Annotated in this window: 23 protein-coding genes, 16 tRNA genes, 2 rRNA genes and 1 pseudogene; 32 read left to right on the top strand and 10 right to left on the bottom strand. The window is 37.9% G+C overall.

All coding sequences use genetic code 11. From position 1 onward, the window contains the following. The 21 genes from JIN86_RS18960 to JIN86_RS19060 all read left to right on the top strand — a co-directional run. A 23S ribosomal RNA gene (locus tag JIN86_RS18960) occupies positions 1-125 on the top strand; the annotation flags it as partial. Positions 126-237: 112 nt separating this feature from the next. Next, positions 238-353: ribosomal RNA gene (rrf, locus tag JIN86_RS18965) — 5S ribosomal RNA — on the top strand. A gap of 16 nt (positions 354-369) precedes the next feature. After that, positions 370-446, top strand: a tRNA-Asn gene (locus JIN86_RS18970). 5 nt (positions 447-451) lie between these two features. Beyond that, positions 452-543 (top strand) — tRNA-Ser (locus JIN86_RS18975). Between the two features lie 24 nt (positions 544-567). Next, a tRNA-Glu gene (locus JIN86_RS18980) sits at positions 568-642 on the top strand. 15 nt (positions 643-657) lie between these two features. Further along, a tRNA-Val gene (locus tag JIN86_RS18985) sits at positions 658-733 on the top strand. A gap of 26 nt (positions 734-759) precedes the next feature. Continuing rightward, positions 760-834: transfer RNA gene (locus tag JIN86_RS18990), tRNA-Met, on the top strand. 3 nt (positions 835-837) lie between these two features. Beyond that, positions 838-913 (top strand) — tRNA-Asp (locus tag JIN86_RS18995). Positions 914-928: 15 nt separating this feature from the next. Beyond that, a tRNA-Phe gene (locus tag JIN86_RS19000) sits at positions 929-1001 on the top strand. 12 nt (positions 1002-1013) lie between these two features. Beyond that, positions 1014-1089: transfer RNA gene (locus JIN86_RS19005), tRNA-Thr, on the top strand. Between the two features lie 9 nt (positions 1090-1098). Beyond that, positions 1099-1182 (top strand) — tRNA-Tyr (locus JIN86_RS19010). 13 nt (positions 1183-1195) lie between these two features. Further along, positions 1196-1269, top strand: a tRNA-Trp gene (locus JIN86_RS19015). A gap of 12 nt (positions 1270-1281) precedes the next feature. Further along, a tRNA-His gene (locus JIN86_RS19020) sits at positions 1282-1357 on the top strand. A 35-nt stretch (positions 1358-1392) separates the two neighbouring features. Continuing rightward, positions 1393-1468, top strand: a tRNA-His gene (locus tag JIN86_RS19025). A 4-nt stretch (positions 1469-1472) separates the two neighbouring features. Beyond that, positions 1473-1547 (top strand) — tRNA-Gln (locus JIN86_RS19030). Between the two features lie 5 nt (positions 1548-1552). Then, positions 1553-1627 (top strand) — tRNA-Gly (locus JIN86_RS19035). An 8-nt stretch (positions 1628-1635) separates the two neighbouring features. Further along, positions 1636-1709: transfer RNA gene (locus tag JIN86_RS19040), tRNA-Cys, on the top strand. 47 nt (positions 1710-1756) lie between these two features. After that, positions 1757-1837, top strand: a tRNA-Leu gene (locus JIN86_RS19045). Positions 1838-2646: 809 nt separating this feature from the next. Then, positions 2647-3678, top strand: a complete 1032-nt coding sequence (locus tag JIN86_RS19050; protein WP_009373384.1) for an ABC transporter permease — start codon at positions 2647-2649, stop codon at positions 3676-3678. Between the two features lie 2 nt (positions 3679-3680). Further along, positions 3681-4370, top strand: a complete 690-nt coding sequence (locus JIN86_RS19055) for an ABC transporter ATP-binding protein (RefSeq protein WP_202342619.1) — start codon at positions 3681-3683, stop codon at positions 4368-4370. Between the two features lie 99 nt (positions 4371-4469). Then, positions 4470-5558 (top strand): S-layer homology domain-containing protein, encoded by a 1089-nt coding sequence (locus tag JIN86_RS19060; protein ID WP_202342620.1) that lies wholly within the window; start codon positions 4470-4472, stop codon positions 5556-5558. Between the two features lie 38 nt (positions 5559-5596). Here the strand turns inward: JIN86_RS19060 and JIN86_RS19065 are convergent, their stop codons facing one another. Then, positions 5597-6343, bottom strand: coding sequence for an arylamine N-acetyltransferase family protein (locus tag JIN86_RS19065; RefSeq protein ID WP_004230858.1), 747 nt, complete (start codon positions 6341-6343; stop codon positions 5597-5599). Positions 6344-6529: 186 nt separating this feature from the next. On the opposite strand from JIN86_RS19065, the gene nagB reads away from it, so the two are divergent. Next, positions 6530-7243, top strand: a complete 714-nt coding sequence (nagB, locus tag JIN86_RS19070; protein ID WP_036219441.1) for a glucosamine-6-phosphate deaminase — start codon at positions 6530-6532, stop codon at positions 7241-7243. Positions 7244-7263: 20 nt separating this feature from the next. Here the strand turns inward: nagB and JIN86_RS19075 are convergent, their stop codons facing one another. Then, complete coding sequence (locus JIN86_RS19075) at positions 7264-8163, bottom strand: DMT family transporter (RefSeq protein WP_004230855.1); 900 nt, start codon at positions 8161-8163, stop codon at positions 7264-7266. Positions 8164-8284: 121 nt separating this feature from the next. Here JIN86_RS19075 and JIN86_RS19080 point away from each other — a divergent pair, with 121 nt between their 5' ends. Continuing rightward, entirely contained in the window at positions 8285-9190 is a 906-nt protein-coding gene (locus JIN86_RS19080; protein ID WP_202342621.1) for a S66 peptidase family protein, read from the top strand. Between the two features lie 6 nt (positions 9191-9196). Further along, positions 9197-9498, top strand: a pseudogene (locus JIN86_RS23630) (cytidine deaminase); the annotation flags it as partial. Positions 9499-9567: 69 nt separating this feature from the next. On the opposite strand, the gene JIN86_RS19085 reads toward JIN86_RS23630, so the two are convergent. The 3 genes from JIN86_RS19085 to JIN86_RS19095 all read right to left on the bottom strand — a co-directional run bounded on the left by JIN86_RS19085 (position 9568) and on the right by JIN86_RS19095 (position 12667). Further along, positions 9568-11154 (bottom strand): catalase, encoded by a 1587-nt coding sequence (locus tag JIN86_RS19085; protein ID WP_202342622.1) that lies wholly within the window; start codon positions 11152-11154, stop codon positions 9568-9570. A 298-nt stretch (positions 11155-11452) separates the two neighbouring features. Further along, on the bottom strand, positions 11453-11962 hold the full coding sequence (locus JIN86_RS19090) for a hypothetical protein (protein ID WP_004230848.1): 510 nt from the start codon (positions 11960-11962) through the stop codon (positions 11453-11455). Positions 11963-11977: 15 nt separating this feature from the next. After that, complete coding sequence (locus tag JIN86_RS19095) at positions 11978-12667, bottom strand: B3/B4 domain-containing protein (protein ID WP_202342623.1); 690 nt, start codon at positions 12665-12667, stop codon at positions 11978-11980. A 59-nt stretch (positions 12668-12726) separates the two neighbouring features. On the opposite strand from JIN86_RS19095, the gene queG reads away from it, so the two are divergent. After that, positions 12727-13857, top strand: coding sequence for a tRNA epoxyqueuosine(34) reductase QueG (gene queG / locus JIN86_RS19100; protein WP_004230843.1), 1131 nt, complete (start codon positions 12727-12729; stop codon positions 13855-13857). Between the two features lie 226 nt (positions 13858-14083). Beyond that, on the top strand, positions 14084-14557 hold the full coding sequence (trmL, locus tag JIN86_RS19105; RefSeq protein ID WP_004230835.1) for a tRNA (uridine(34)/cytosine(34)/5-carboxymethylaminomethyluridine(34)-2'-O)-methyltransferase TrmL: 474 nt from the start codon (positions 14084-14086) through the stop codon (positions 14555-14557). A gap of 38 nt (positions 14558-14595) precedes the next feature. Here trmL and JIN86_RS19110 read toward each other — a convergent pair whose 3' ends face one another. Next, positions 14596-15441: a VOC family protein gene (locus tag JIN86_RS19110; RefSeq protein WP_202342624.1), complete on the bottom strand. Its 846-nt coding sequence runs from the start codon at positions 15439-15441 to the stop codon at positions 14596-14598. A 390-nt stretch (positions 15442-15831) separates the two neighbouring features. Between JIN86_RS19110 and JIN86_RS19115 the strand changes: the two genes are divergently transcribed. Beyond that, on the top strand, positions 15832-16002 hold the full coding sequence (locus JIN86_RS19115) for a hypothetical protein (RefSeq protein WP_004230831.1): 171 nt from the start codon (positions 15832-15834) through the stop codon (positions 16000-16002). Between the two features lie 82 nt (positions 16003-16084). Next, the gene (locus JIN86_RS19120; protein ID WP_202342625.1) at positions 16085-16915 is read left to right on the top strand and encodes an aldo/keto reductase; all 831 of its coding nucleotides are present in this window, start codon (positions 16085-16087) and stop codon (positions 16913-16915) included. A 41-nt stretch (positions 16916-16956) separates the two neighbouring features. Here JIN86_RS19120 and JIN86_RS19125 read toward each other — a convergent pair whose 3' ends face one another. Both JIN86_RS19125 and JIN86_RS19130 read right to left on the bottom strand, forming a co-directional pair. Then, entirely contained in the window at positions 16957-17796 is an 840-nt protein-coding gene (locus JIN86_RS19125) for an RluA family pseudouridine synthase (protein ID WP_202342626.1), read from the bottom strand. A gap of 54 nt (positions 17797-17850) precedes the next feature. Beyond that, entirely contained in the window at positions 17851-18276 is a 426-nt protein-coding gene (locus JIN86_RS19130; protein WP_036219444.1) for a disulfide formation protein C, read from the bottom strand. A gap of 187 nt (positions 18277-18463) precedes the next feature. Here JIN86_RS19130 and JIN86_RS19135 point away from each other — a divergent pair, with 187 nt between their 5' ends. Together JIN86_RS19135 and JIN86_RS19140 are read left to right on the top strand one after the other, a co-directional pair. Further along, complete coding sequence (locus JIN86_RS19135) at positions 18464-19579, top strand: GAF domain-containing sensor histidine kinase (protein ID WP_004230825.1); 1116 nt, start codon at positions 18464-18466, stop codon at positions 19577-19579. 12 nt (positions 19580-19591) lie between these two features. Next, positions 19592-20239, top strand: a complete 648-nt coding sequence (locus JIN86_RS19140; RefSeq protein WP_004230823.1) for a response regulator — start codon at positions 19592-19594, stop codon at positions 20237-20239. Between the two features lie 47 nt (positions 20240-20286). Here JIN86_RS19140 and JIN86_RS19145 read toward each other — a convergent pair whose 3' ends face one another. Then, a complete protein-coding gene (locus JIN86_RS19145; protein WP_004230821.1) occupies positions 20287-21408 on the bottom strand; it encodes a response regulator in 1122 nt (373 codons plus the stop codon). 549 nt (positions 21409-21957) lie between these two features. Between JIN86_RS19145 and JIN86_RS19150 the strand changes: the two genes are divergently transcribed. Together JIN86_RS19150 and JIN86_RS19155 are read left to right on the top strand one after the other, a co-directional pair. Further along, positions 21958-22884, top strand: coding sequence for a helix-turn-helix transcriptional regulator (locus JIN86_RS19150; protein WP_004230819.1), 927 nt, complete (start codon positions 21958-21960; stop codon positions 22882-22884). Between the two features lie 65 nt (positions 22885-22949). Beyond that, positions 22950-23687, top strand: coding sequence for an effector binding domain-containing protein (locus tag JIN86_RS19155; protein ID WP_202342627.1), 738 nt, complete (start codon positions 22950-22952; stop codon positions 23685-23687). Positions 23688-23705: 18 nt separating this feature from the next. Here the strand turns inward: JIN86_RS19155 and JIN86_RS19160 are convergent, their stop codons facing one another. Then, positions 23706-24608 carry a cation diffusion facilitator family transporter gene (locus JIN86_RS19160; RefSeq protein WP_004230816.1) on the bottom strand — a complete coding sequence of 301 codons (903 nt, stop codon included), beginning with the start codon at positions 24606-24608 and terminating at the stop codon, positions 23706-23708. Between the last annotated feature and the right edge of the window lie 42 nt (positions 24609-24650).

Genomic DNA, 24650 nt, shown 5'->3' on the forward strand with positions numbered 1-24650 from the left:
AAGATGAGATTTCCCATTACGCAAGTAAGTAAGATCCCTCAAAGACGATGAGGTAGATAGGTTCGAGGTGGAAGTGTGGTGACACATGGAGCTGACGAATACTAATCGATCGAGGACTTAACCAAAAAAGTTTGAAACATTCAATGTATCGTTTATCCAGTTTTGAAAGAATAAAATATTAGAATATACTTGTAATTTTTATAAGATATGTTATAATAAGTATTGTCTTTCAAATAGTCTAGTGATGATGGCAAAGAGGTCACACCCGTTCCCATACCGAACACGGAAGTTAAGCTCTTTAGCGCCGATGGTAGTTGGGGGCTTCCCCCTGTGAGAGTAGGACGTCGCTAGGCTATATACTAAAATTATTCCGAAGTAGCTCAGTTGGTAGTAGCACCTGACTGTTAATCAGGTTGTCGCAGGTTCGAGTCCTGCCTTCGGAGCCATTCTTGGAGAGTTGTCCGAGTGGCCGAAGGAGCACGATTGGAAATCGTGTAGGCGGTTAACACTGTCTCAAGGGTTCAAATCCCTTACTCTCCGCCAGCACTTTGATGTGTTCCAAACGATGGCCCCTTGGTCAAGTGGTTAAGACACCGCCCTTTCACGGCGGTAACACGGGTTCGAATCCCGTAGGGGTCACCATTTCAATACCCAGATGGAGGATTAGCTCAGCTGGGAGAGCATCTGCCTTACAAGCAGAGGGTCGGCGGTTCGAGCCCGTCATCCTCCACCATTATTTTTACAACATTATAGTATTATCGCGGGGTGGAGCAGTGGTAGCTCGTCGGGCTCATAACCCGAAGGTCGTTGGTTCAAATCCAGCCCCCGCAACCAAATGGTCCCGTGGTGTAGCGGTTAACATGCCTGCCTGTCACGCAGGAGATCGCCGGTTCGATCCCGGTCGGGACCGCCATTTATTTTAAAATATGGGTCAGTAGCTCAGTTGGTAGAGCATTAGATTGAAGCTCTAAGTGTCGGCGGTTCGATTCCGTCCTGACCCATCTTGTTTTTTTGCCGGTTTAGCTCAGCAGGTAGAGCAACTGACTTGTAATCAGTAGGTCGTGGGTTCGATTCCTATAGCCGGCACCAGATTTTCCCGGAGGGGTAGCGAAGTGGCTAAACGCGGCGGACTGTAAATCCGCTCCTTAGGGTTCGGCGGTTCGAATCCGTCCCCCTCCACCAGTTTTATTATTTTAGGGGCATAGTTCAACGGTAGAATAGAGGTCTCCAAAACCTTTGGTGTGGGTTCGATTCCTACTGCCCCTGCCAATTAATTTTATGGCGATTGTGGCGAAGTGGTTAACGCACCGGATTGTGGTTCCGGCATTCGTGGGTTCGATTCCCATCAGTCGCCCCATCTAATATAAAATTAATAAACATCATAATACAATGGCGATTGTGGCGAAGTGGTTAACGCACCGGATTGTGGTTCCGGCATTCGTGGGTTCGATTCCCATCAGTCGCCCCATTGTTGGGGTATAGCCAAGCGGTAAGGCAACGGATTTTGATTCCGTCATGCCTAGGTTCGAATCCTAGTACCCCAGCCATTTTTGCGGAAGTAGTTCAGTGGTAGAACACCACCTTGCCAAGGTGGGGGTCGCGAGTTCGAACCTCGTCTTCCGCTCCATGTATGACGGCGGCATAGCCAAGTGGTAAGGCACGGGTCTGCAACACCCTTATCACCGGTTCAAATCCGGTTGCCGCCTCCATATTTTAACTGTTAATCGGTTTATCCGATTTTTTTTATCTCCATTATGCCGGTGTGGCGGAATTGGCAGACGCGCACGACTCAAAATCGTGTTCCTTTGGAGTGTCGGTTCGACCCCGACCACCGGTATCCATTACAACGAAGAATCCTTGATTTATCAGGGATTCTTTTTTTGTTCTAAAAAATTATAAAAAGTATATAAGCATAGATAAAAGAAAGGTGAACTGAATGGGTCTTATTGTTGCGTTTACGTCAGTTATATTTTGTGCTGTATTAGCAATCTAAAGCTATTTAAAGGATATCTTGCGTATACAAACTATATCCATATTAATATGGTAACTTTTTAACATGGGTTGTACTCATCAGCTCTGATATTTCTTTGCTTATCCATACGTTATTACGCAAGTCTCTGTCAAACAACTATAAATCTTCTGCAGTAGAAATGATATCTCCAGCTGCAAACGCTGCAGAATGATGGATGACAGATCCTACTTTGCCCTCAATTTGTTAAATGTTGATCGATTTTTTCAGCCATACTTCCAGATAGATTACTATGATTATTACGTCCTAAATAATAGTAAAACTACTATAGACACTATGACAATAACAAGGGTAGAACTAAAGAAATACTTAAAAATTTTTTCATGTATATACCTCTCGAATTATGTAATCTGTTAAACAAACCTTACTATAAGTTTTACAAAATATATAATTGTTATAAAAAATACCAATTTTTTTATAGTAGGAGAAATTTTGTTAGCAAATAAGATTTTAGCAAGTAAAGATAAAGAATATTCACAAAAGAAGCCACTCTATGGGATAAAAATGCCTTTATAGAGCGGCTTTTTATAGGATCTCTACATTTTAACGATTAGTTCATGCTCTGTTCATTTAACAATTTTAAGCTAGGAGTAATCAAAGAAATGGAGGGGTTAGTGATGAATCTTGCCTGGAAAGAAATGAAGAAGAATAAAGTACGGTTTTTAATCTTGGGCTCCATTATCTTCCTAGTTAGTTTTTTAACGTTTATTATCTCGGGTTTAGCAAATGGTCTGTCACAGGATAATGCGGCTTTAATTAAGGATTTACCGAAGGGACAATTTTATATGGCTGAGGATGCGGATGGCACGTTTAATCTTTCAAGAATCGATAGCCACCTGCAGCAGAAAGTCATAAGTAAAGAAAAAGAGGCAGTAGCTTTTTCGATCCAGATGGGCTTTTTAAATGATCAGGATGATAAACAACAAAGTGTAGCCTTTGTGACATCAACGGAATCTTCACTTTTTAGCAATGTGCATCAAGACGAGGTGCTTTTGGATAGCTCACTACAAGATAAAGGAATACAAGTTGGAGATATATTAACGAATAATCAATACAGTGGAAAGTTCATTGTAAAAGGTTTTGTAGAGCAAAAAAAATATAGCCATGCTCCCGTTGCTTATATTAGTGAAGAGGCTTACCAGGAGATGTATCGAGTAGCTGATAAACAGTTGATTTTTGTACCAAATAGTGAGCCAAATGATATTAAGGGATTGCAAGCATATAGCAATAAAGAGTTTCTCAAAACTATCCCCAGTTATAATGCGGAACAATTATCTTTAAATATGATTATATGGTTCTTAGTTGTGATTAGTGGGATGTTGTTTGCTATTTTCTTCTACATGATGAATGTACAAAAAATTGGCTTGTACGGCATTTTAAAAGCGATCGGATTAAAAACAAGTAAGCTATTTAAAATGATCTGGACACAGATGGCTATTATTACAATCTTTTCACTTGTGGTATCAGTCAGCCTTAGCCAGTTATTTAATATAGTTGCTCCTAAGGGGATGCCATTCACTTTAACAATAGGGACTACAACACAGTTATCCTTTGTATTCCTCCTCATAGGCTTTATCGGTGCAACCTTGTCAGGAATGCAAATTAAAAAAATTGAACCGTTACAAGCAATACAGCAAGGGGAGGCTTAATCATGACGTTATTTACAATTGATGAAGTACGAAAAACGTTTAAGAATGGTGAAGTGGAGGAAGAGATCTTAAAGGGCATCAATCTTTCTTTAAAAGAAGGAGAGATTACAGCATTGGTAGGTGCTTCTGGCTCTGGGAAAAGTACATTATTAACGATTGCTGCTGGACTACAACCAGCAACAGATGGGCAAGTGCTATTTGAAGAGCAGAATCTTACGACGATGAAAACTGAACAGGTACGAAAATTACGTGCAAGTAAATTCGGCTTTGTTTTTCAATTTGCTCATCTTGTTCCATTTTTGACAGTAGAGGAACAATTGCTATTAATGCTAGATGTGGCTGAATCTCCATTAAAGAAGAATGAACAGAAATATGAAGTCAATCGGCTATTGAAGTTAGTCGGAATGGAACATCGTAAAACTGCCTACCCTTCCTCCTTGTCAGGGGGAGAGAAGCAGCGTGTAGCAATTGCACGTGCTATTATTCATCAACCGAAAGTATTATTTGCTGATGAACCAACGGCTAGTTTAGATTCCTGGCGCTCCAAGGAAATTATGTTGCTACTAAAAGAATTAACTAAAACATTAAATATTACAACATTAATGGTGACGCACGATGAGGAAATGCTTACTTACACAGACCGTATTATTAGAATAAGCGACGGTGTCGTGTTAACAAATACTATGTACTAATAGGAATGACCACAATCATATAATTTATGGTTGTGGTATTTTTGTTTGAAGAGTAAGAAATGGTTTGGAGGGGTAAAGGATCGAGGAAGGAGGGAAAACATGAAAAAACTATTGAAACTAGTATGTTTGATCCTAATTACGGTTGCCATATTACCTAAGGAAGCACAAGCAGCAAGCTTTATAGATTTAGCAGATGAAACATTATTAACAGAAATTAATTATTTAGTGGATCAGGATATTGTAAAGGGCTATTCAAATAACCTGTTCAAACCAAATGAAAATGTAACGAAGGCACAGGTAGCTGTTATATTAACTCGTGCTTTAGCGTTAAATACAATCAATATAGAGAATCCAAACTATCAGGATGTAACGACCGCACATAAGTATTATAAAGAAATCGCAGCGGTACAAAATGCGGGTATATTTGATGATGTCCATACATTTCATCCAAATGCAACAATGACAAGAGGTCAAATGGCTATTGTGCTACAAAGGGCTTTCCAGCTGAAGGGTTCTGGGAATGCTTATTTTACAGATGTAACAGAACAAACATCAGGATATAAAGAAATTTTAACCCTAGCTCATAATCATTTAGTAAGGGGCTATGATGACGGTACATTTAAACCAGATGAACCTGTTACACGTGCTCACTTTTCAGCGTTTTTAGCACGTGCTATGACACTATCTAAACCAGATTTGCTAAAAGATCGTGCTTTTATTTATACGTATGCCTATTATTCTTTAAATGATCATCAACGTTATACATTAGACTATCAATTCGATCACCATGACGGTAAAAATGATGTATGGGTAGTCGAAAATCTAAGTTCAGAACAAGCCTTTCCTAATGAACTGATATATGGCGATGATCGTATATATGGTCAAGCCATTGCCCGTGATGGTAACACTCATTATGATTTATATTTGGAGCTACCACTTAGGATAGGTGTTATTTTACATGAGGATGATGCTGGCGTTACGTCAGGTAAACGAGTAACAGTTAAAACGACCAATGGTATTGTTCAAGCTGGAGAGGTACAATATTCAGGTGTGGTCATACTAGAAGAAAAATCCATAATTAATGGTACAGTGAAAACCTATTATTTTGTGGATGGAATAGGTTTAGTGAAAGAGTTACACAATGATATTGTCGTGCTTGAACTGCTTAATCGCACCATGAAAAAATAGGAAGCAAGCCTACATTTCTTAGTAGGCTTGCTTTATTTTTAATCTTGTAATGTAATATTGAAAAATCGCTGAAGGGCTTGTAACCATTCCTTTTCATTTTGTGTTGTATAGGTTGTTAAAGAAGAACCCTCATAGATTCTAAATTCGTTGTTCATCATGGTATGACGGCCACCAATGGTTCGAATCATAGCAATTTTATTTTTTTGCTTGGAAAGTCGTGGTGCAAATTTTGCATCATTGGCATCATCGTGAAAACTATAAAGCAAACGCCAACTATGTTTAGTTTGTTCCAACAGCATCCAACCATTCGCTTCATCATAATCTATTTTATATAACTCTTTACCTTCACTGTGTTGATAGCCAGCAATCAGTGGCACTGGTTTACAGGGTGCTAATGCACCGACGCCTACATCTGAGATATAGTATTGTCCATTCACATTCACTAGCAATAATTGATGCATGGGAATTTCCTGTGGAGGGATATTTTCCGCTACGTTGCGCCAAAACTGGGCATAACGATTGGTGACAGAGAAGCCAAGCTCTCGTAAGAGCCAACTGAATAAGATATTTAATTCAAAACAATTGCCACCACGTTTATCAATAATTATTTTTTGAAATAAATCAGGAATAGCGAAGGAGATACCACGGTTCAAGGCAACATCTAAATTTTCATAGGGAATGGTTAAGAGATGTTTAGTTTGTAGTTGTCCAAGTAGCTGAATAGATGGCTCTAACGTTCCTTGAAATTGAATATAGTGTAAATAGTGCCGAATCTGTTCATTCATAAAATCGCCTCACTTCCTTATTAATAACATAACCGAAATAGTCATAGATTACACGCATAAACTAAAGTAGGAAATGATAGAAAAATAGCTAAATAACTAGTAAGATTAATATGTTAGCTACTATAAAGTGAAATATTTTACATATTAGTTAATAATATTAATGGTAAGGTAGGTATCGTATAGAGAATGAAATGGATAGAAGTGAATACATATGAGGAAATGAGCGAAGTGGCAGCTACTATTTTCTCAAAACAAATACAAGAGAAACCTGATAGTGTTTTAGGTTTAGCAACTGGTGGATCACCTGTAGGCATGTATAAAGAATTAGTGGCACGATATCAAGCTGGCCAGTTATCTTTTAAGGAAATACAAACTTTTAACTTGGATGAGTATGTAGGCATTGAGCAATCAAGTCCAGCAAGCTACTTTACATTTATGCATGAGAATTTATTTAACTTTGTGGATATACAGCCGAAAAATGTCCATTTGCCAAATGGACAGGCAGCCAATTTAGCTGAAGAATGTGCTGCATATGATAAGCGCATTGAAGAAGCAGGAGGCATTGATTTACAGCTTCTAGGTATCGGTGTAAATGGACATATTGCTTTTAATGAACCAGGCACATCGTTTGATGCCAAGACGAATATTGTCGAGTTAACAGAGTCAACAAGAACAGAAAATGCTATTTATTTTGATGATCCGTCTGAAGTACCAACACATGCCATTACAATGGGCATTCACTCCATAATGAAGGCCAAGGAAATCGTTCTCATTGCCTTTGGTGAAAAAAAGCTCGCGGCGATTGAAAAATTGAAAAGTGGTCATATTACAGAAGAATTCCCAGCAAGCCAATTATTAAATCATCCTAATGTTACAATAATTTATGGTGGTACGAATTAGCAAAAATAAGCAAAGACTTCTTAGGATTGAAGTCTTTGCTTGTTTATTTTTCCTGATAAAATAACCCCTGCTACAACGGCTAGTCCACCTATAAGCTGAAAAGAATGTAAATTTTCACTTAGAAAAAGAACAGCAAAAATGGAGGCGAAAACAGGAATGAAATTTAAATAAATACTTGCTTTGTTCGCTCCCAGCTGTATAACACCACTGTTCCAGCAGAGAAAAGCAATGATAGAGGCAAAAATACCAACATATAAAATAGCAGCAATGGTTGACCATTCCCAATGAATTGCTGTTGTACTAGACATTGTTTCATAGAGAGAAAAAGGGAATAACACAATAGCCCCAAGTCCAATCGTCACTAGAAAGGTAGACTGCCCTGGTAAGCGAGTTGCATATTGTTTAATGAGCAATGAATATATGCTCCAACAAAATACTGCTGCGATTACAATTAAGTCCCCTTTGTTGAAAGTAAAATCGACAATCCTTTTAAAAGAGCCACCCATTATAATAAAGGCAACTCCACTCAGTGATAAAACGGTCCCTATTAACTGAAATTTTGATAGTTTTTCCTTCAAAAAAATAAAGGAAAGTATGTAAATCATTATGGGCGTAGAAGAGTTCATTAAAGATGCATTAATAGACGTAGTGTAATGTAATCCAATGTAAACAAGTGTGTTAAATGCTGTAACCCCTGTTAATGAAAGAATGATGACAATAAACCAATGTCTTTTCAGTATCCGCCATTCACGTTTTAATTGGTGATATGCAATGGGAAAAAAGATAATAAATGCGACGCACCAGCGTAAAAAGGCAAGTGTTAGGGGAGGGATATCTTCACTAACGGCACGTCCAATAACAAAATTACCACCCCATAAAAGAGTTGCGAGTACTAATAATAGATATGGCGGAATTTTCAAGATGCTGTAACCCCTTTATTAATTGAATAGTAAAGTTAATTATAGGCAGTCAGTATAGCAATAATCAATGCCTCTGTAGTTTTGCTATGCTAAAATAAGGAAAACAAGAGGAGGAATAACTGTGAAAAGTACCGTACCATGTTTACAAGAGGGAGATTTAGTCGGTGTTGTTGCACTTTCAAGTCTTGTAGAACCTGAAAAACTAGGAGAAGCAGTAGCTTTTTTAGACGAATTGGGTCTTCACTATATTGTGGGTGATACGATTCATGCAAAACATGAATATATGGCAGGAAGTGATGAAATCAGACTAGCTGATTTTCATGAGATGGTAAAAAACCCAGAAGTGAAAGCAATCTTTTGTGTAAAGGGAGGCTATGGCTCTGCCAGAATTGCTGATAAAATTGATTATGCTTTAATAGAAGAAAATCCTAAAATTTTCTGGGGCTTTTCTGATGTTACATATTTACATTGTGCGATTAATGAGTATGCCGATATGGTGACATTTCATGGACCAATGCTTATGTCAGCTAATAAGATGGATGATTTATCAAAGAAAATGTTTTTACAGCTATTTTCCCCTATGGAAATTCAGTATACAGAGGCAATTTCTCCGTTAACAACGATTGCGGGGGGCGTCGCACGGGGTGAAATGATTGGAGGAAATCTTTATCGTCTTGTCAGCACACTAGGTACAAAATTTGAAGTGAGGACTGAAGGTAGGATTTTATTAATAGAGGATGTAAATGAAACCATTCCAGTTATTGACTCGATGCTTCAGCATTTAAAACAAGCAAGGAAGTTTGAGCAATTAGCAGGAGTCGTCATTGGTTCATTTACACAAACAGGATCTGATGAAGAAACACTACTTTCGTTAATGAAGGAGTATTTTGCAGGTTTAGGAATACCAGTCGTGGCAGGTTTTAAGTTCGGACATGAAACAACGAATATAGCGATCCCACTAGGAACAGAGGCAATTTTAGATGCACAGGAAAAGGTGTTGAAAATATTACCCGGTGTGCATGTATGATAGGAAGGAGCTACAGCCTTATATACCGCAGATGGACAAATTGTAACAAGTGTCGCACCCGAGGTTATGAATGCAGCTACAGAATTATGTACGGAAACAGGTTCTATTTTAGAGGCACAAAAATTGAATATCAAAGTTACTCATTCCATTTGTGTTGCTAGGGAAGATAAAACATCTAAATTTGTAGTGCTGACACTCTGTGGAGTCTGTCAGGAAAGATTTTCTATTGGGGAGAACATGTAAAGGCAGCGATTATGAATGTAGATGAAGAATTAGTATTTAAATCATTAAAGGAAATTCAACCTTAACATTGGTATAAGGCATATAAACAATAAAGTAAAGACATTACAAAAAATGTAATGTCTTTTTTAGCTTTGTTAATAAGGCTCAGCATCGTGTCCTTTCTTCATAGCATCTTGAGGTGCTTGATCACCATTGATATTGCCAAGTGGTTTTGATGCAGAGGAATCTTTTTTAGCGTTGTGCAAACCTTCCTTGAGTAAGCGACCATATTCTTCGTCGGCTTCTTGTGCCAAAGCAATCATGGCATTTTGAATATCTTCGTGACAGACCGATAGATCACGTATTAAATTTGTAAGAAGTTCTTCGCGTTCCCACTGTTCAAAGTTACGATAGGTTTCACCAGCCTGTTTCGTATTACTTTGACAATCAATCGATTCACGAACAAGGTTTCCTTCAATGTAAGGTGTATATTCTTTACCAGCTTGTGCTGCTTCTTTTAACCCATTCAGCATGGATGGCTCATAATTAATATGTGGATTTTGTCCAGGTGCCAAATCACGCTTATACATCATTTGCCCACCCTGTTGATTGGTCGCTACACGTTTTTTTGGTGCATTAATTGGAAGCTGTAAGTAGTTGGCTCCTACACGATGGCGTTGTGTATCAGAGTAAGAGAAAGTACGACCTTGCAACATTTTATCATCAGAGAAGTCTAAGCCATCAACAAGTACCCCTGTTCCGAAAGCAGCCTGTTCCACCTCAGCAAAATAATCTTCAGGGTTTTTGTTTAAAATCATTTTGCCAACTGGATACCACGGAAATTGATCGTTTGGCCAAAGCTTTGTATCATCCAATGGATCAAAATCAAGCTCAGGATGTGAACCATCCTCCATAATTTGAACATGTAGCTCCCATTCCGGGAAGTCTCCACGTTCGATAGCATCATATAAATCTTGTGTAGCATGATTGAAATTTTTCTGTTGGATTTCTTCTGCTTCTTTTTGTGTTAAATTTTTAATACCTTGTAGCGGTTCCCAATGATATTTGACAAGGACTGCCTTTCCATCATTATTCACCCACTTGTACGTATTAACCCCAGAGCCCTGCATCATACGATAATTTGCTGGAATCCCCCAAGGAGAGTAAACGAATGTTACCATATGGAAGGTTTCTGGTGAGTTAGCACAAAAATCAAAAAAACGTTCAACGTTTTGAATATTAGTAATGGGATCAGGCTTAAAAGCATGAATCATATCTGGAAATTTGAGCGCATCACGAATAAAGAAGATCTTTAAATTATTGCCCACTAAATCCCAATTGCCATCCTCTGTATAAAACTTTACTGCAAAACCACGGGGATCACGCAATGTTTCTGGGGAGTGACCACCATGTATAACAGTTGAAAAACGCACAAAGACAGGTGTTTTTTTCCCTTTATCCTGAAAGACTTTTGCACGTGTATACTTAGCAATAGGTTCATTGCCAACAACACCATAGGTCTCAAAATACCCATGTGCTCCAGCTCCACGAGCATGCACAACCCGTTCTGGAACTCGCTCTCTGTCAAAATGACTCATCTTCTCTAGGAAATCATAATTTTCCAATGTTGCAGGACCTCGATTACCGACTGTTCGCAAATTTTGATTGTTGGTAATTGGATGTCCCTGTCTGTTGGTCAATGTCATATCTTGCTCATGTGTTGCATCATTTTGCTGTGTCATAGTATGACCCCTTTCCTATAGATACTTCCATTTTGTCCTTGAAAGGGGCCAACTAGTCATCCAAATTATCCCTTTGAACTACTAAAAAAGCTCTCCATACATAAATGTAGGAGAGCCTTGGATGGCGTTTTCAAATGGAATCAAGTTGTTTTGAGTATGGCCATTGCTTATATAGTTGGTCATTAGTCATCGGTCATACAGTAACAGGTAACTTGTTATTGGTTTTTAACTAATTAGCTGAAAAGCTAAATTTGAAAACAGCACATCCAACTCGGGTTGGAGTCTCACCGTCCCGAGTCTAGAAATAACGGGAATCGTCAAAGTTAATTTGAATACTGTAATTTTTTGAATTGATAAGATTAGATAGTTTATGTGCATCTTTTTCAAGCTTTGTAGCTCGTTCTCGATATTCATCTGGCTCATACAAAGCGATTTCATATAACATTGTATTTTCGCCATAGCCAAATCTTACACTCTCTTTTTCTCGCATACTGAAATCTTTACACAAATCAGCCTCGGCACGAAGTTGTGTTGCTAGTTCGATAGCTTCTACTAGTGCTAGCTTTTGCCCTTTAAAGTCTACTGTGTTTTGGATGTTTGCTTCGTAAACTAGGCGGTCTAATGTACGAGTATCTAGACGAACTTGGGCTAAGTCAGCTTCAATAAGGGGGAGTGCTCGATTACTTGTTTTAGGAGCTTGCCCCTTTTCAACTGTTACAAAAGCACTGCGATGTAGTTCGTTTACTAGCTCTTGAGTTTTCTTTCCTAAAATACTTTTTAGTTTAACAGCTTCTGCAAGATTAATCACGAAAACACGTCCTTTTTATAGTGTTATAGATGGTACATCATTTGATATAATTGCGATTTGATACTGTCCGCCATGAATTTGATTAAACATTTTCCCAGCTGACGCAAGCAGTTCGTTCGCTGCGTCATTTGTTAAGGAAGGGCGAAAATAAAAAATATGTAACGCATCAGTTGTTTCCTCTGTGACAGCCGTGCGTTTAGAATCAACAAAAGGTGAGCCAAATGCTCCTACCTCATCACGACTGTACAGAATATTTTCTAATGTGTTAAAGCGCCCATTCAAACCTTCATAACCAATCTCGTCATGACCAAGGTCAATTGCTACAAACCCTTTGATTTGAGCAATATCATATAGCCCAATTGGCATTTCATATTGAAGTGAAAAGAAATTATTTAAATCAACACCTGAATGAATTGGCGTTAAATAGTTTTGCTTACTAATTCGACGCATAAGGCTTTCTGCTGAGTGACGATAACGGTTTGGATCAGCACCAAGCTTTTTCCAAACTTGTCGCCATTCTGCAATACCCTCACGCTGTGCTACAGGAAGTTCCTGCATTTCAAGAAAGAGATTTTCCTGATACAATTGCATACGCCCTTTAATCATTTGAGGGGATTCCGCTACAACAATTTTGGTATAATGAATAATGCCGATTTTTAGCTCGGGATGTTGTGTTAATAGAGTTGGGTTAATGGAAATTTCCAATGAACATCACCTACTTTATCTATTTCTAATATTGTACCATGTAAGGAGTTGGAAATAAAATGAACATACACGACCTACAACGTGATTTTGTGGCATATGCGATGTCCATTGGTGTTGATAAAATAGGTTTTACAACAGCAGCTCCCTTTACAGAATTAAAAAACAGATTGCGTCGCCAGCAGGAGCTTGGCTATCAGTCTGGATTTGAAGAAAGTGATATTCAAAAACGTACAGAACCCCTTCAATTATTAGATGAAGCAGAGAGTATTGTAGCAATAGCTGTCGCTTACCCTTCACGTATGCAAAATGCACCAATTGGTAAAAGGGGTGCGCGACGTGGAATTTTCTGCCGTGCTTCATGGGGTGTCGATTATCATACAGCATTACGTGAGCGTTTAAAGCTATTATCCGCTTGGCTTGAGGAACATGTCAAAGGTGTACGTATTGAATCAATGGTTGATACAGGGGCCCTTGTAGATCGGGCTGTAGCTGAGCGTGCAGGCATTGGATGGAGCGGAAAAAATTGCTCGATTATAACGCCTGAATTTGGTTCCTATGTGTATTTAGGAGAGCTCATTACCAATATTCCATTTGCGCCAGATAAGCCAATGGAGGATGAATGCGGAGATTGTCGACTGTGCTTGGATGTTTGTCCAACGGGAGCCTTAATTCAAGGTGGACAATTGGATGCACAGCGCTGTATTGCTTTTCTGACTCAAACGAAGGGAACATTACCAGATGAGTTTCGTAGTCATATCGGTAATCGACTCTATGGCTGTGATACATGCCAGACAGTATGTCCTAAAAATAAAGGGAAAATTAACTGGATACATGAAGAATTTATGCCAGATCCAGAGCTAGCCAAACCATTATTGACACCGCTTTTAACGATGACCAATCGAGAATTTAAGGGGAAATTTGGTCATGTTTCAGGCTCGTGGCGTGGAAAAAAGCCTATCCAGCGTAATGCCATCTTGGCACTTGCTCATTTTAAAGAGGAAGCCGCCATACCAGATTTAATTGCTCTACTTCATAAAGATGACCGCCCAGTCATTCGAGGCACAGCCGCATGGGCTTTGGGTAAGATTGGCGGGGATACAGCTCAAACTGCCTTACATGAAGCAGAAGCTACAGAGCAGGATGAAGAAGTGCTAAGTGAAATTTATAAAGGGTTGCAGTTTTTTAAGTAGTATAGAATGTAAAAGCAATTGATTAACTACAGTTTAATGTATGAATGAAATCAATTGTTTGGAGTTCCTATGATTGAGAGCGGAGTCGCTCAAACCGTGAGAAGATTCGCTCCAAAAGAAGAGCAATCTGCTCCACCCGTGAGAGAAGTCGCTCCAAAAGAGTCAGACTTCGTTAACTTTTTAAATAGCCATCTTAAAGAATTTTTTAATAAGGAAGTGTGTCGTTATGCCATTGCATATCGTTTTATATCAACCAGAAATACCAGCCAATACGGGGAATATTGCACGTACCTGTGCGGGTACTAATACATCGCTCCATTTAATTCGTCCGCTAGGTTTTTCTACGGATGATAAAATGCTGAAACGAGCGGGCTTAGATTATTGGCATAGTGTAAATATTGTCTATCATGATTCACTTGAGGATTTTATAGAGTACTCTAAAAACGGAGATGTTTATTTAATCGAAACATACAGTGATGAGCCGTTTACGAAAAATGATTTTAGTGATCAAGACCGAGATATTTATTTTATGTTCGGAAAAGAAACTACAGGTTTGCCGAAGGACTTTGCTTATGAACGCCGAGATATGTGCTTACGTATTCCACAAAGTGATCATGTGCGATCACTTAATTTGTCCAATACGGCTGCGATTGTTATCTATGAGGCATTACGTCAACAAGGATATCCAGGTTTACATTAAAAAGCAGTTCTCCGCTTGTGAGAACTGCTTTTTTCATTCTATAACTTTAATACTATAACATTTCCCGCAGGATCCTCTGTTTGGAATCCTCCTTCGATTTCTGTAACAGGTGCACCTATACCACGAAGATTATTTATCATGGTTGCTGCTTGTTCTTCGTTATCTAAACGCAATGAGAACGTTTTTAAGCCAACTTGATTTTTTCCAAGCTTTGGTGCATTTTCTGAGTGCCAAGTATTTAAACCGATATGATGATGGTAACGGCCTGTAGAAATAAATAATGCTTGGGATCCATAGCGTGTGACAATATCATAACCTAATCCCTTTGTATAAAATTGCTCAGCTTCACCCAAGTTGGAGACCGATAAATGAATATGACCCATTACTGTGCCAGCAGGCAGACCAAGCCAGTTTCCATCGCCCTCTTCTAAAATAGAACGAATATTGAGTGGTTCTGTTACCATATGCACCTGATTGTTATGCCATGTCCATTCACTTTCAGGACGATCTGCATAAATTTCGATTCCATTATGATCAGGATCATTTAAATAAAGAGCTTCACTTACAGCATGATCAGAAGCCCCAAGGTACACACCTTTTTCGTGAAAATGAGAAATGACATTAGCTAAGTCACGTCGACTAGGTAATAATAGGGCGAAGTGATAAAGTCCTGTCGTCATGCTAAGCTTATCTTCCACGGTTTTAGGCTGAACAAGAGTTAATAGAGCTGTTTCTCCATCGGCAGTTAACATAGCTTTATGTGAATCTTGTTGTAACACTTTAAAGCCAATAATTTCTTGATAAAAGGTTAAAGAGCGATGTAAATCACTCACTTTTATTTCAACATTTGTTACATATGTGTTAGGTTTTTCATGAAAATGCATTTAGAATACCTCCGAATAGTTATCTTTTTTCATTAAGTTACTTTATGTAAGTTAGTTTATTTTAAAAATAAAGGAAAGTCAAGTATTTCTATTGTTCCACAAAAAAAGAAAATCACTAAGCTATTTAAAAGCTTAGTGATTTTCTTGAGCTATTATTTGTCAGCTTTGTAGTCGCCTTCATATCCAGCAGTGAAAATAGCTGTTAAGAAAGCAACTGTTACACCAATGATTAATAATAATTTCATGGAAGTAACCCTCCTCATGTTATAAAGAAATCTCTTTTTAGTATAGCCTATCTACTTTAAAAATGAAACGACATAGCAGAATAAAATATGTCAGAAATGGTTCAAACAGCTTGATATCGGGAAAACTAAAAGTGAGGTGATCAATATGGAAAAAAAGGTGCCAAATATTGAAAATGGGACAATGGTGAGAGATATGAAAGAATTAAAAGATTTAGGCAAGCAGATGGAGCATTTACGTGATGGTCTAGAGCTTGCAGAGGATGAGCGAATCGCTGATCCAATTCAATTGGAAGATGTTGAACAGAAGAAAAAGTAGTATATTATAAAACAGCCGCTTTATTTTTCTTAAATCCAATTTTTTGTATAATGGTACTAGGATAAGAAAGGGGTTGTGCTTTTTGAATTTACAATCAACGAAAACATTATCAAATGGTGTAGAAATGCCTCGTTTTGGCTTAGGTGTTTACAAAATGACAGAACGTGAGGAAACATTACAGGCTATTGATAAAGCACTTCAATACGGTTATCGAGCTATTGATACAGCATCCTTATATGGGAATGAGGTAGAGGTAGGAGAAGCAATTCGTCTTTCAGGCATTCGTCGTGAAGATATTTTTGTTACAACAAAAGTATGGAATAATGACCAAGGATATGATGCAACATTACGAGCTTTTGAGGTTTCGCTAAAGAATTTAAATATGGATTACCTAGATTTATATTTAACACATTGGGCTGTCCCTGAAACATTTGAAGAAACATATCGAGCTATTGAGCGTCTTTACGATGAAAAATTAATTCGCGCAACAGGTGTATCGAATCATCATGAGCATCATTTAGAAAAAATATTGGCTAAGGCCAATACTGCACCAATGGTGAATCAAGTGGAGGTACATCCCTATTTACAACAGCAGCCATTAAGCGCATTTTGTAGTGAGCATCAAATTGCTGTTACTGCATGGTCTCCACTAGGACGTGGTGGTGTACTTGCTGATCCTATCATTATTGAGATTGGGAAAGAAATCGATAAAACCCCTGCTCAGGTGGTACTGCGTTGGCATTTACAAAATGATACACTCGTTATTCCCAAATCCGTAACACCGAGCCGAATTGAGGAAAACGCACAGATTTTTGATTTTGAATTAACCCAAGATCAAATGGAGAAAATGGCAACATTAAATCGTAACCAACGATTTGGACAAGATCCTGATCATTTTAAATTTGATTTTTAAAAAAGAGTAAATCCCGCACTCCAATAGAGGCGGGATTTTTCTTATTGCTCGTCCTTGACGATAATACGTTGATTTAAAAAAGGATGGTCAAATTCTAATTGAATGGCATGCAGTTCGTAGTCATCACTTGCTGTTTCTCGTGCACCATACATTGTATCCCCAATAATTGGATGGCCGATATAGGCTAAATGCACACGAATCTGATGTGTTCGCCCAGTCTCAAGTATGAGATGAACGACACAGGAATTTTTGTAACGTGCCACCACTTCATAGTGTGTTACAGCATGCTGTCCAGTTTTGGACACAACACGTCTTGTGGCATGGTGTCGGTCTTTGCCAATTGGTTCAGCAATCGTTCCCGAAGACGTTCGTAAATTACCTTGCACCTCTGCTGCATACGTACGAGTAATGGTTTTTTCTTCAATCATTCGATCGAAAATGGACTTTGCTAAAGGGTGCTTTGCTACTAGTAATAAGCCCTGTGTCCCTTTATCAAGACGATGAACATGTTCAGCATAAATGCCACCTTGTTCTTTGATATGTGCCATAACATGGTTCATACATGTATGTGTATCACGAGCATCATTAGGATGTGTTGCCATACCTTTTGGCTTTGATACGATTAAACAATGGTCATCCTCATAAACTACATCAATAGCACATACAGGTGTTGGTTTGTAGCTAGAAGTTGGAACAGGAAACGTAAATTTGATTATTGTTCCAGTTTGTAAAGGTGTATTCCATTGAATCAGCTCATCATTTGCCAATGTGATGGCTTTGGCCATACGCAATTCATGAACGAGTTTTTTACCAAGTCGCCATTGATTACGTAGCAATTCTTCCACACTTAAGTTATCTTCAGCAATTTCATAATGAAACATAGATCTTCCTCCGTAGAAAAAACCGTATTCCAAAGGTAGAACACGGTCTTCCGATTATTTTGCAGCTTTAGAAGCTTTTATTAAATAAAAGCTTGCCCCTGCGATTAAAATAAATGCAGTTAATGCTAAAAACGGAATAGTAATAAAGCCTAACCAATTAATATATTGTCCTGTACAAGAAACTGCGCCACAGGAGGGAGCATTTTCAGCTAAAAAGCTAAGCTTTTGAATTCCGTAATGATAAAGTGAAATACAGCCGCCAATCACAGAAAATACAGCTGTTGTGACAGCAATACGCGCATTTTTTTGTATAAATGCTACTGTCGTCATAATAACAATTGGGTACATAAAAATACGTTGAATCCAACATAATTTACAAGGTTCATAATGACGAATCTCAGAAAAATATAACGAACCTAACGTTGCTATAGCAGAAACAATCCAAATTAATAATAAGCCATTTTCTTCTTTTTTAGACATATTCAATCTTCCCTTCATAAACCATGTCCTTGTTCGATTATAGTGGTTCTAGTTTTATATGTAAATCAACTTACACAAAATAAGGTATATGATGAATTTCAGTCTAAAGTATGAACGGTGGAAGCAGACGCTTTCAATAGCTTAATGGTATCATTAACAATAGTAATGCTAAAGAAGAGGTGTTTTCGTGAGGGAGAATGAGCATTCCAATATCAGTATTTTAAAAGAAATTGCTGAACTATTAAATGAAGAAACTGAAATTGTCACAATGCTAAAAGGTGCGCTCATCAAGTTTTTAAATGGCACCAATTTTGAAACAGGCTGGATTTTTTTTATTGATGCAAAGGGGCGTTCAGAACTTGTTGTCCATGAAAATCTACCAGAGGCATTGGAATATAACAATTGCCATTATTTAAAAAAGGGCGGTTGTTGGTGTGTATCGCGTTATCGTAATGAAGAGCTAAAAAAAGCCTCCAACATTATCGAGTGTCAGCGTATTGAAAGTGCCATAGCCGCAAATGTTGGGGATCATGAAGGCATCACGCATCATGCGACAGTACCCCTTCAATCTGGACAAGAACGATTTGGCGTATTAAATGTCGCATCTAAGGATACAGTGCGCTTTTCAGAGGAGGAGCTTGCTTTATTAGAATCGGTTGCCTTTCAGATGGGTTCAGCTATTAAGCGAATTTTACTGACAAAGCAGGAGCAGGAAATGGCACTTGTGAAGGAACGTAATCGCCTAGCCCGTGATTTACACGATTCAGTCAATCAACTACTCTTCTCTGTTACGTTAACAGCTAGGGCTGGCATTGAAATGACGGATGATTACGAAGTGAAAGAAACATTTAAAGAAATTCAGCATTTAACACAAGACGCACTTACAGAGATGCGTGCGTTAATTTGGCAATTGCGACCTAAAGGATTAGAAAATGGTTTACTTGAGGCCATGAAAGTATACGCTGAAATGCTTGGCTTAAAACTACATGTTACAGTTTCAGGCGTATTGCAATTTCCCTCACGTATTGAAGAAACATTATTTCGCGTAGCCCAAGAGGCGTTAAATAATGTACGTCGCCATGCAGGTGTATTAGAGGCAGCATTGTATATTACTGTTACATCAACAGATATTTTGTTGGTTATTCGTGATGAGGGACGAGGCTTTGTCATTGACAACAATACAAAGTTGCTTTCGATGGGCTTACAATCTATCAAAGATCGCGCAAAATCAGTGGGTGGAACTGCCGACTGGGTAAGTGAAATTGGCAAAGGTACGGAGCTGCTAATCCGCTTGCCATATTAAGGGGGAGAGGACATGATACGTGTATTAATTGCAGACGATCATCACGTGGTGCGCAGAGGACTACTGTTTTTCTTAAAGACACAAAAGGATATTGAGGTTGTTGGAGAGGCAAAAAATGGGCACGAAGCCGTTGCATTAGCAGAAAGCATTCAACCAGATATTATCTTAATGGATTTAGTCATGCCTGAAATGGATGGCATTCAGGCGACTAAACGCATCAAAGCGAAGTTTCCACAAATAGAAATTTTAATGCTTACTAGCTTTTCTGATCGAGATCATGTGGTTCCAGCAATGGAGGCAGGAGCGGCAGGCTATCAGTTAAAAGATATTGAGCCAGATGAATTGGTTTTATCCATTCGTCGTATTATGCGTGGTGAAAACACTCTACATCCTGAAGCAACGACAACGCTTGAAATGGATCGTCAGGAGTCTCAGAATGCACCCCATTTATTAAATCCGCTGACACCTCGTGAGCAGGATGTGCTAGCAGAGCTTACAAAAGGAAAGAGTAATCGGGAAATTGCATCCTCACTCTTTGTCACGGAAAAAACAGTGAAAACCCATATTTCGAATATTTTTACAAAACTTCAAGTACAAGACCGTACACAGGCAGCGCTGTATGCTGTTAAGCACGGGCTAACTGAAGGTAGTGGGATGTAAATAAACGGCGAGCTTCTACTCACATAGAAGCACTCGCCGTTTTTTCATTATTTATGTTGAACAAATAATTTTTTAGATATCTCTAATAATGTAGAACTTGGCGTTAGTGCTAAATCTTCCTCTAGTTTTTGTGTATATGTTTGGAAAATTTTGAGTGCCTGTTCATGAAGGCCTGCCTGTATTAACGTATATAAATAGTGCTCAAGTTTTTGTTCATTATAGGGATCATACTCTATTAATGCATGTAAAAATTCCATAGCTCTTTCAGTATCTGAAAAGACCGTTGTTTGAAACCCTTTTTCTAATAGCTCTATGTATGATTTCATTAATTTATCTTTATAGGCAGTTGACCATTCATAATCATCAAAAACAAATAAGCCATTCTTATAAATAGAAAGACATTGATTAATCAAAGAAATAGAGGGAAATTCAAGTCTTGAAAAATCTTCATGAAGTTTTTGGAAATCGTATAAATCACATACGATATTTGGCTTTTCAAAGATATAGTATTTATTTGAAAAGACAATACAGTTTTCGTAGCCAATTGTATTTAGAGTTTTCCTTAAATAAGATAGAGCTGTATGAAGATTTGATTTGGCCCGTACATAATCTAAATCTGGCCATAGAATTTCAATTAAATAATCTCGATGAATCGGTATATTTGGATGTAAAATAAAATAAGCAAACAATTCTTTTGTCTTTTCTGTTTTAAATGCCACTAAACTATTGTTACTATAGACGGCAAATTGATCGAAGCATTGTACATTTAATACAGTTTGTATAGCTTGTTGAAGCATTTGCTGAATTGAAAATTCATGATCAATACGGGCTACAGTTTTTTCTAAACGGGCATGACTGATAGGCTTTAATACATAGTCGAGACTGCCAATTTCATAGGCTTGTAATGCAAATTCATGATAGGAGGTAATGAAAATTACACTGACTTGTGGACGTTCCGTTTTGATAATATCAGCAACTTCAAGTCCTGATAATTCTTGAAGTTTTACTTCTAAAAAGATAGCCTCAAATTCCATAGTTGGTAGTTCATTCAGAAATACTTCTACGCTTGTAAAGGTTTGAATCACCTGAATTTGTTGAAAGGCATGTAGTTTATTTTGAAAATAATGTAAAGCTAACGGTTCATTGTCTATTAAAACGGCTCGAATCACATCAAACTCTCCTTTATACAATTAAATTAAAAACATTAAACTCTAGTTCATTTTGGGTGAAAAGGCTTCCTATATATATAGAAGGGCAAGAAAAGTGAAAATCACTCAATATTAAAAATTTGATGCCAGAAAAAAGCAATTTATGTTGTCGTTCTTTCACGGGTGAGAGTCAATGAATCCCGATGTGTTTGTCATATCGCGTCAAATCCATTCAAAGAAAATTTCGCCGTTCATTATATAGAAGATAAAAGTTTTTTATGTTGTGTTAAGAGAATTGAAATAATTGCTTAGGCGTTAAAATCAAACTATTCTTATACAAAAATGAAACAACATAGTATTGTTAATGAAAGTTGTATATGGGCATAAGCCTTGTTTTTTCTTTTATTGTTAAAATAGTATAATTTTTGTAACAATAATTAGGCGTTATTATAGTACATTTGTCTTAAAAAATACTCAAAAAGTACTTAAAAAATACTTAAAAAGATAGGTTATTAATTAAAATAGCAGTATATATAGGAATAATGGGATGACAAGAAAGGAGATTTTACCATGAAATTAGAGAGACTTCTAACCATGACGATGATATTAATCAACCGTAAAAAGGTTAAGGCACAGGAGTTAGCAGAGTTATTTAATGTTTCGATTCGTACCATTTATCGAGATATTGAAACACTGAGCTGTGCTGGTGTACCTGTTATTAGTCAGCAAGGCGTAAACGGTGGCATTAGTTTAATCGATGGTTATCGCGTTGATAAGCAAGTTTTGACGAAGGATGAGCTCACGTCGCTTTCTATTGCGATTAAAAGTGCTTTGACTACCTATGAAGATTCCCACGCTGAAGCAGTGCTCGAGAAAATAACGAGTATTGCTGATGATCATGTAAAACAATCAATGGACCATCTATTTGTTGATCTTAGTCCATGGGGACCAAACGCTCTCTTTAAAGAGCATATTACGATGCTTAAGACAGCTATAGAGAATAATCGTTGTATAAGCTTTCATTATTCTACTACTTATGGTGAGCAAACAAGCCGAATAGTCGAACCACATACAATTGTTCAAAAAGGGAAGATATGGTATTTGTATGGCTATTGTACATTAAGAAAGGACTTTCGTTTATTTAAGCTTGCGAGAATGAAACATTTGTTTCAAGCTGATTCTACCTTCGAGCGTAAGGAAGTGAATTTAAGTGAACTCCCTTGGGGTAAAGAATGGCATCGACGGCAAAACGTAGTCGATTTGGTCATTTCTTTTGATAAAGACATTACAACATTGGTGGAGGAATCCTTTGGTGCAGAACATATAGACCATGAACAATCTATGATTCATATATCTATACCCGAAGATGAATGGCTTTATGGTTTCTTGTTAAGCTTTGGGCATCGCATTAAAATTATGGCACCACTTTATATAAGAGATATTATTCAAAAACGAGCTTTAGAAATTGTTCAATTATATAAAAATCTAGATAATTGATGACAGACAGTTGTCAGGTTTCCTTTGCTATAGTAAGTACAAATAAAGCGAAAGGTGGAATGACGATGCAAAGCTATTGTCAAAGCTGCGGTATGCCTTTAGTAGAAGAGGCATTATTGGGTACTGAAAAAGATGGGGACAAAATTCTGGAGTATTGTATATATTGTTACGAGGGAGGCAAGTTTAAACAACCCCAGTTAACAGTAGAAGAAATGATTGAAATTTGTGTACCGCATCTTATGGAAGGTGGTATGCCAGAAAATGAAGCACGTAATATGCTGACTTCCTTTTTGCCAAGTTTGAAGCGATGGAGAAAAAGTGAAGGGAAGGAACCAAAAGTAGTTGAATTAACCGCATTTAACATCGTTGGTATTTCAACTCAAACAAGTAATGCAAATGAAATAACAGAGCATGCTAAAATTCCACAATTATGGGATGACTTTTATCAGCAAAATATTGCGGGCCAAATAGCCGAACGAAAAAATGGTCATGTCTATGGTTTGTATTCAGACTATGAAACGGATGTGAATGGTAATTATACTCTTACACTAGGAGTAGAGGTAAATAATGATGACATTCCAACAGATTTAGTAGTTAAAATGATTCCAGCAGCTAAGTATCTAGTATTTACATCAGATAAAGGCACGATGCCTGAAGTTGTCATTCAAACTTGGCAAGAGATTTGGGCATGGTTTGCAAATTCTAAAGTTGAACGAACATATACAGGCGACTTTGAACTGTATGATGAACGATGCGCTAACCCACATGATTCACAAGTGGATATTTATATAGCTATTAAATAAAAAAAGTCTCCTACCCAATCAATTGGTAGGAGGCTTATCTTCGTTTTGTGGAGGAATGATATGTGGCTCAATATGCACAAGAACCTGACAAAAGCGATTTTCACGCATAATGGTATGCTCGATTTCTTCGGTTATGCGATGACTTTCAAAGACATTTAAATAAGGATCTACTGTGACAGTTACGTCGATGAAGTACATATTGCCATGGGCACGTCCTTTAAAGTCTAAAAGCTCTATTACCCCGTCCACGTTACGGATTAAGACCGATAACGTTTCAACTTCATCAATATCAAATGCATCTGTAAGACTTTGCACAGCTTCCCAAAAAATTTCTACTGCTGTTTTAATAATTAAAAAGGCAACAATGAGAGCTGTCAGTGAATCAATGATTGGAAAGCCGAAAATGGCTCCAAAAATACCAATGGCTGTCCCGATGCTGACAAGTGCATCAGAGCGATTGTCAAAGGCAGCTGCTTTAACAGCGGCGCTTTTAATTTTTTTAGATAGTGCCAAATTATAGCGGTAAACCACATACATGACAACAGCACTACCCATTGCTACATAGGCAGTTAACAGTGAGGGTGTCGTACCAGTGGGCTCCCATAAGCTTTTTAAGGAACTAACTAATACTTGGAGACCGACAACAAGCATAATGAAAGATGCGACTAAAGAGGCAACTGTCTCAGCTCGTAAATGCCCGTATTGATGGTTGGAATCAGGTGGTCTTTGGGCAATGCGTAAACCAACCAGTACTGCGATGGAAGCAATGATATCAGTTGTGTTATTTAAACCATCTGCTTTTAAGGCCTCAGATGTACCAATGTAGCCTATTGTAAGCTTAGCAGAGCTTAGGATTAGATATGTACCAATGGATAGCCATGCACCTTTTTCCCCTTGACGTAAATTTGTATAGAGCTCCATTTTGTTTCCTCCTCGCAAAACTTTCGGACATTAGAAAACGAC

It is taken from the genome of Lysinibacillus sp. HST-98 (genome assembly GCF_016757845.1).
GTDB classification, from domain to species: domain Bacteria; phylum Bacillota; class Bacilli; order Bacillales_A; family Planococcaceae; genus Lysinibacillus; species Lysinibacillus capsici.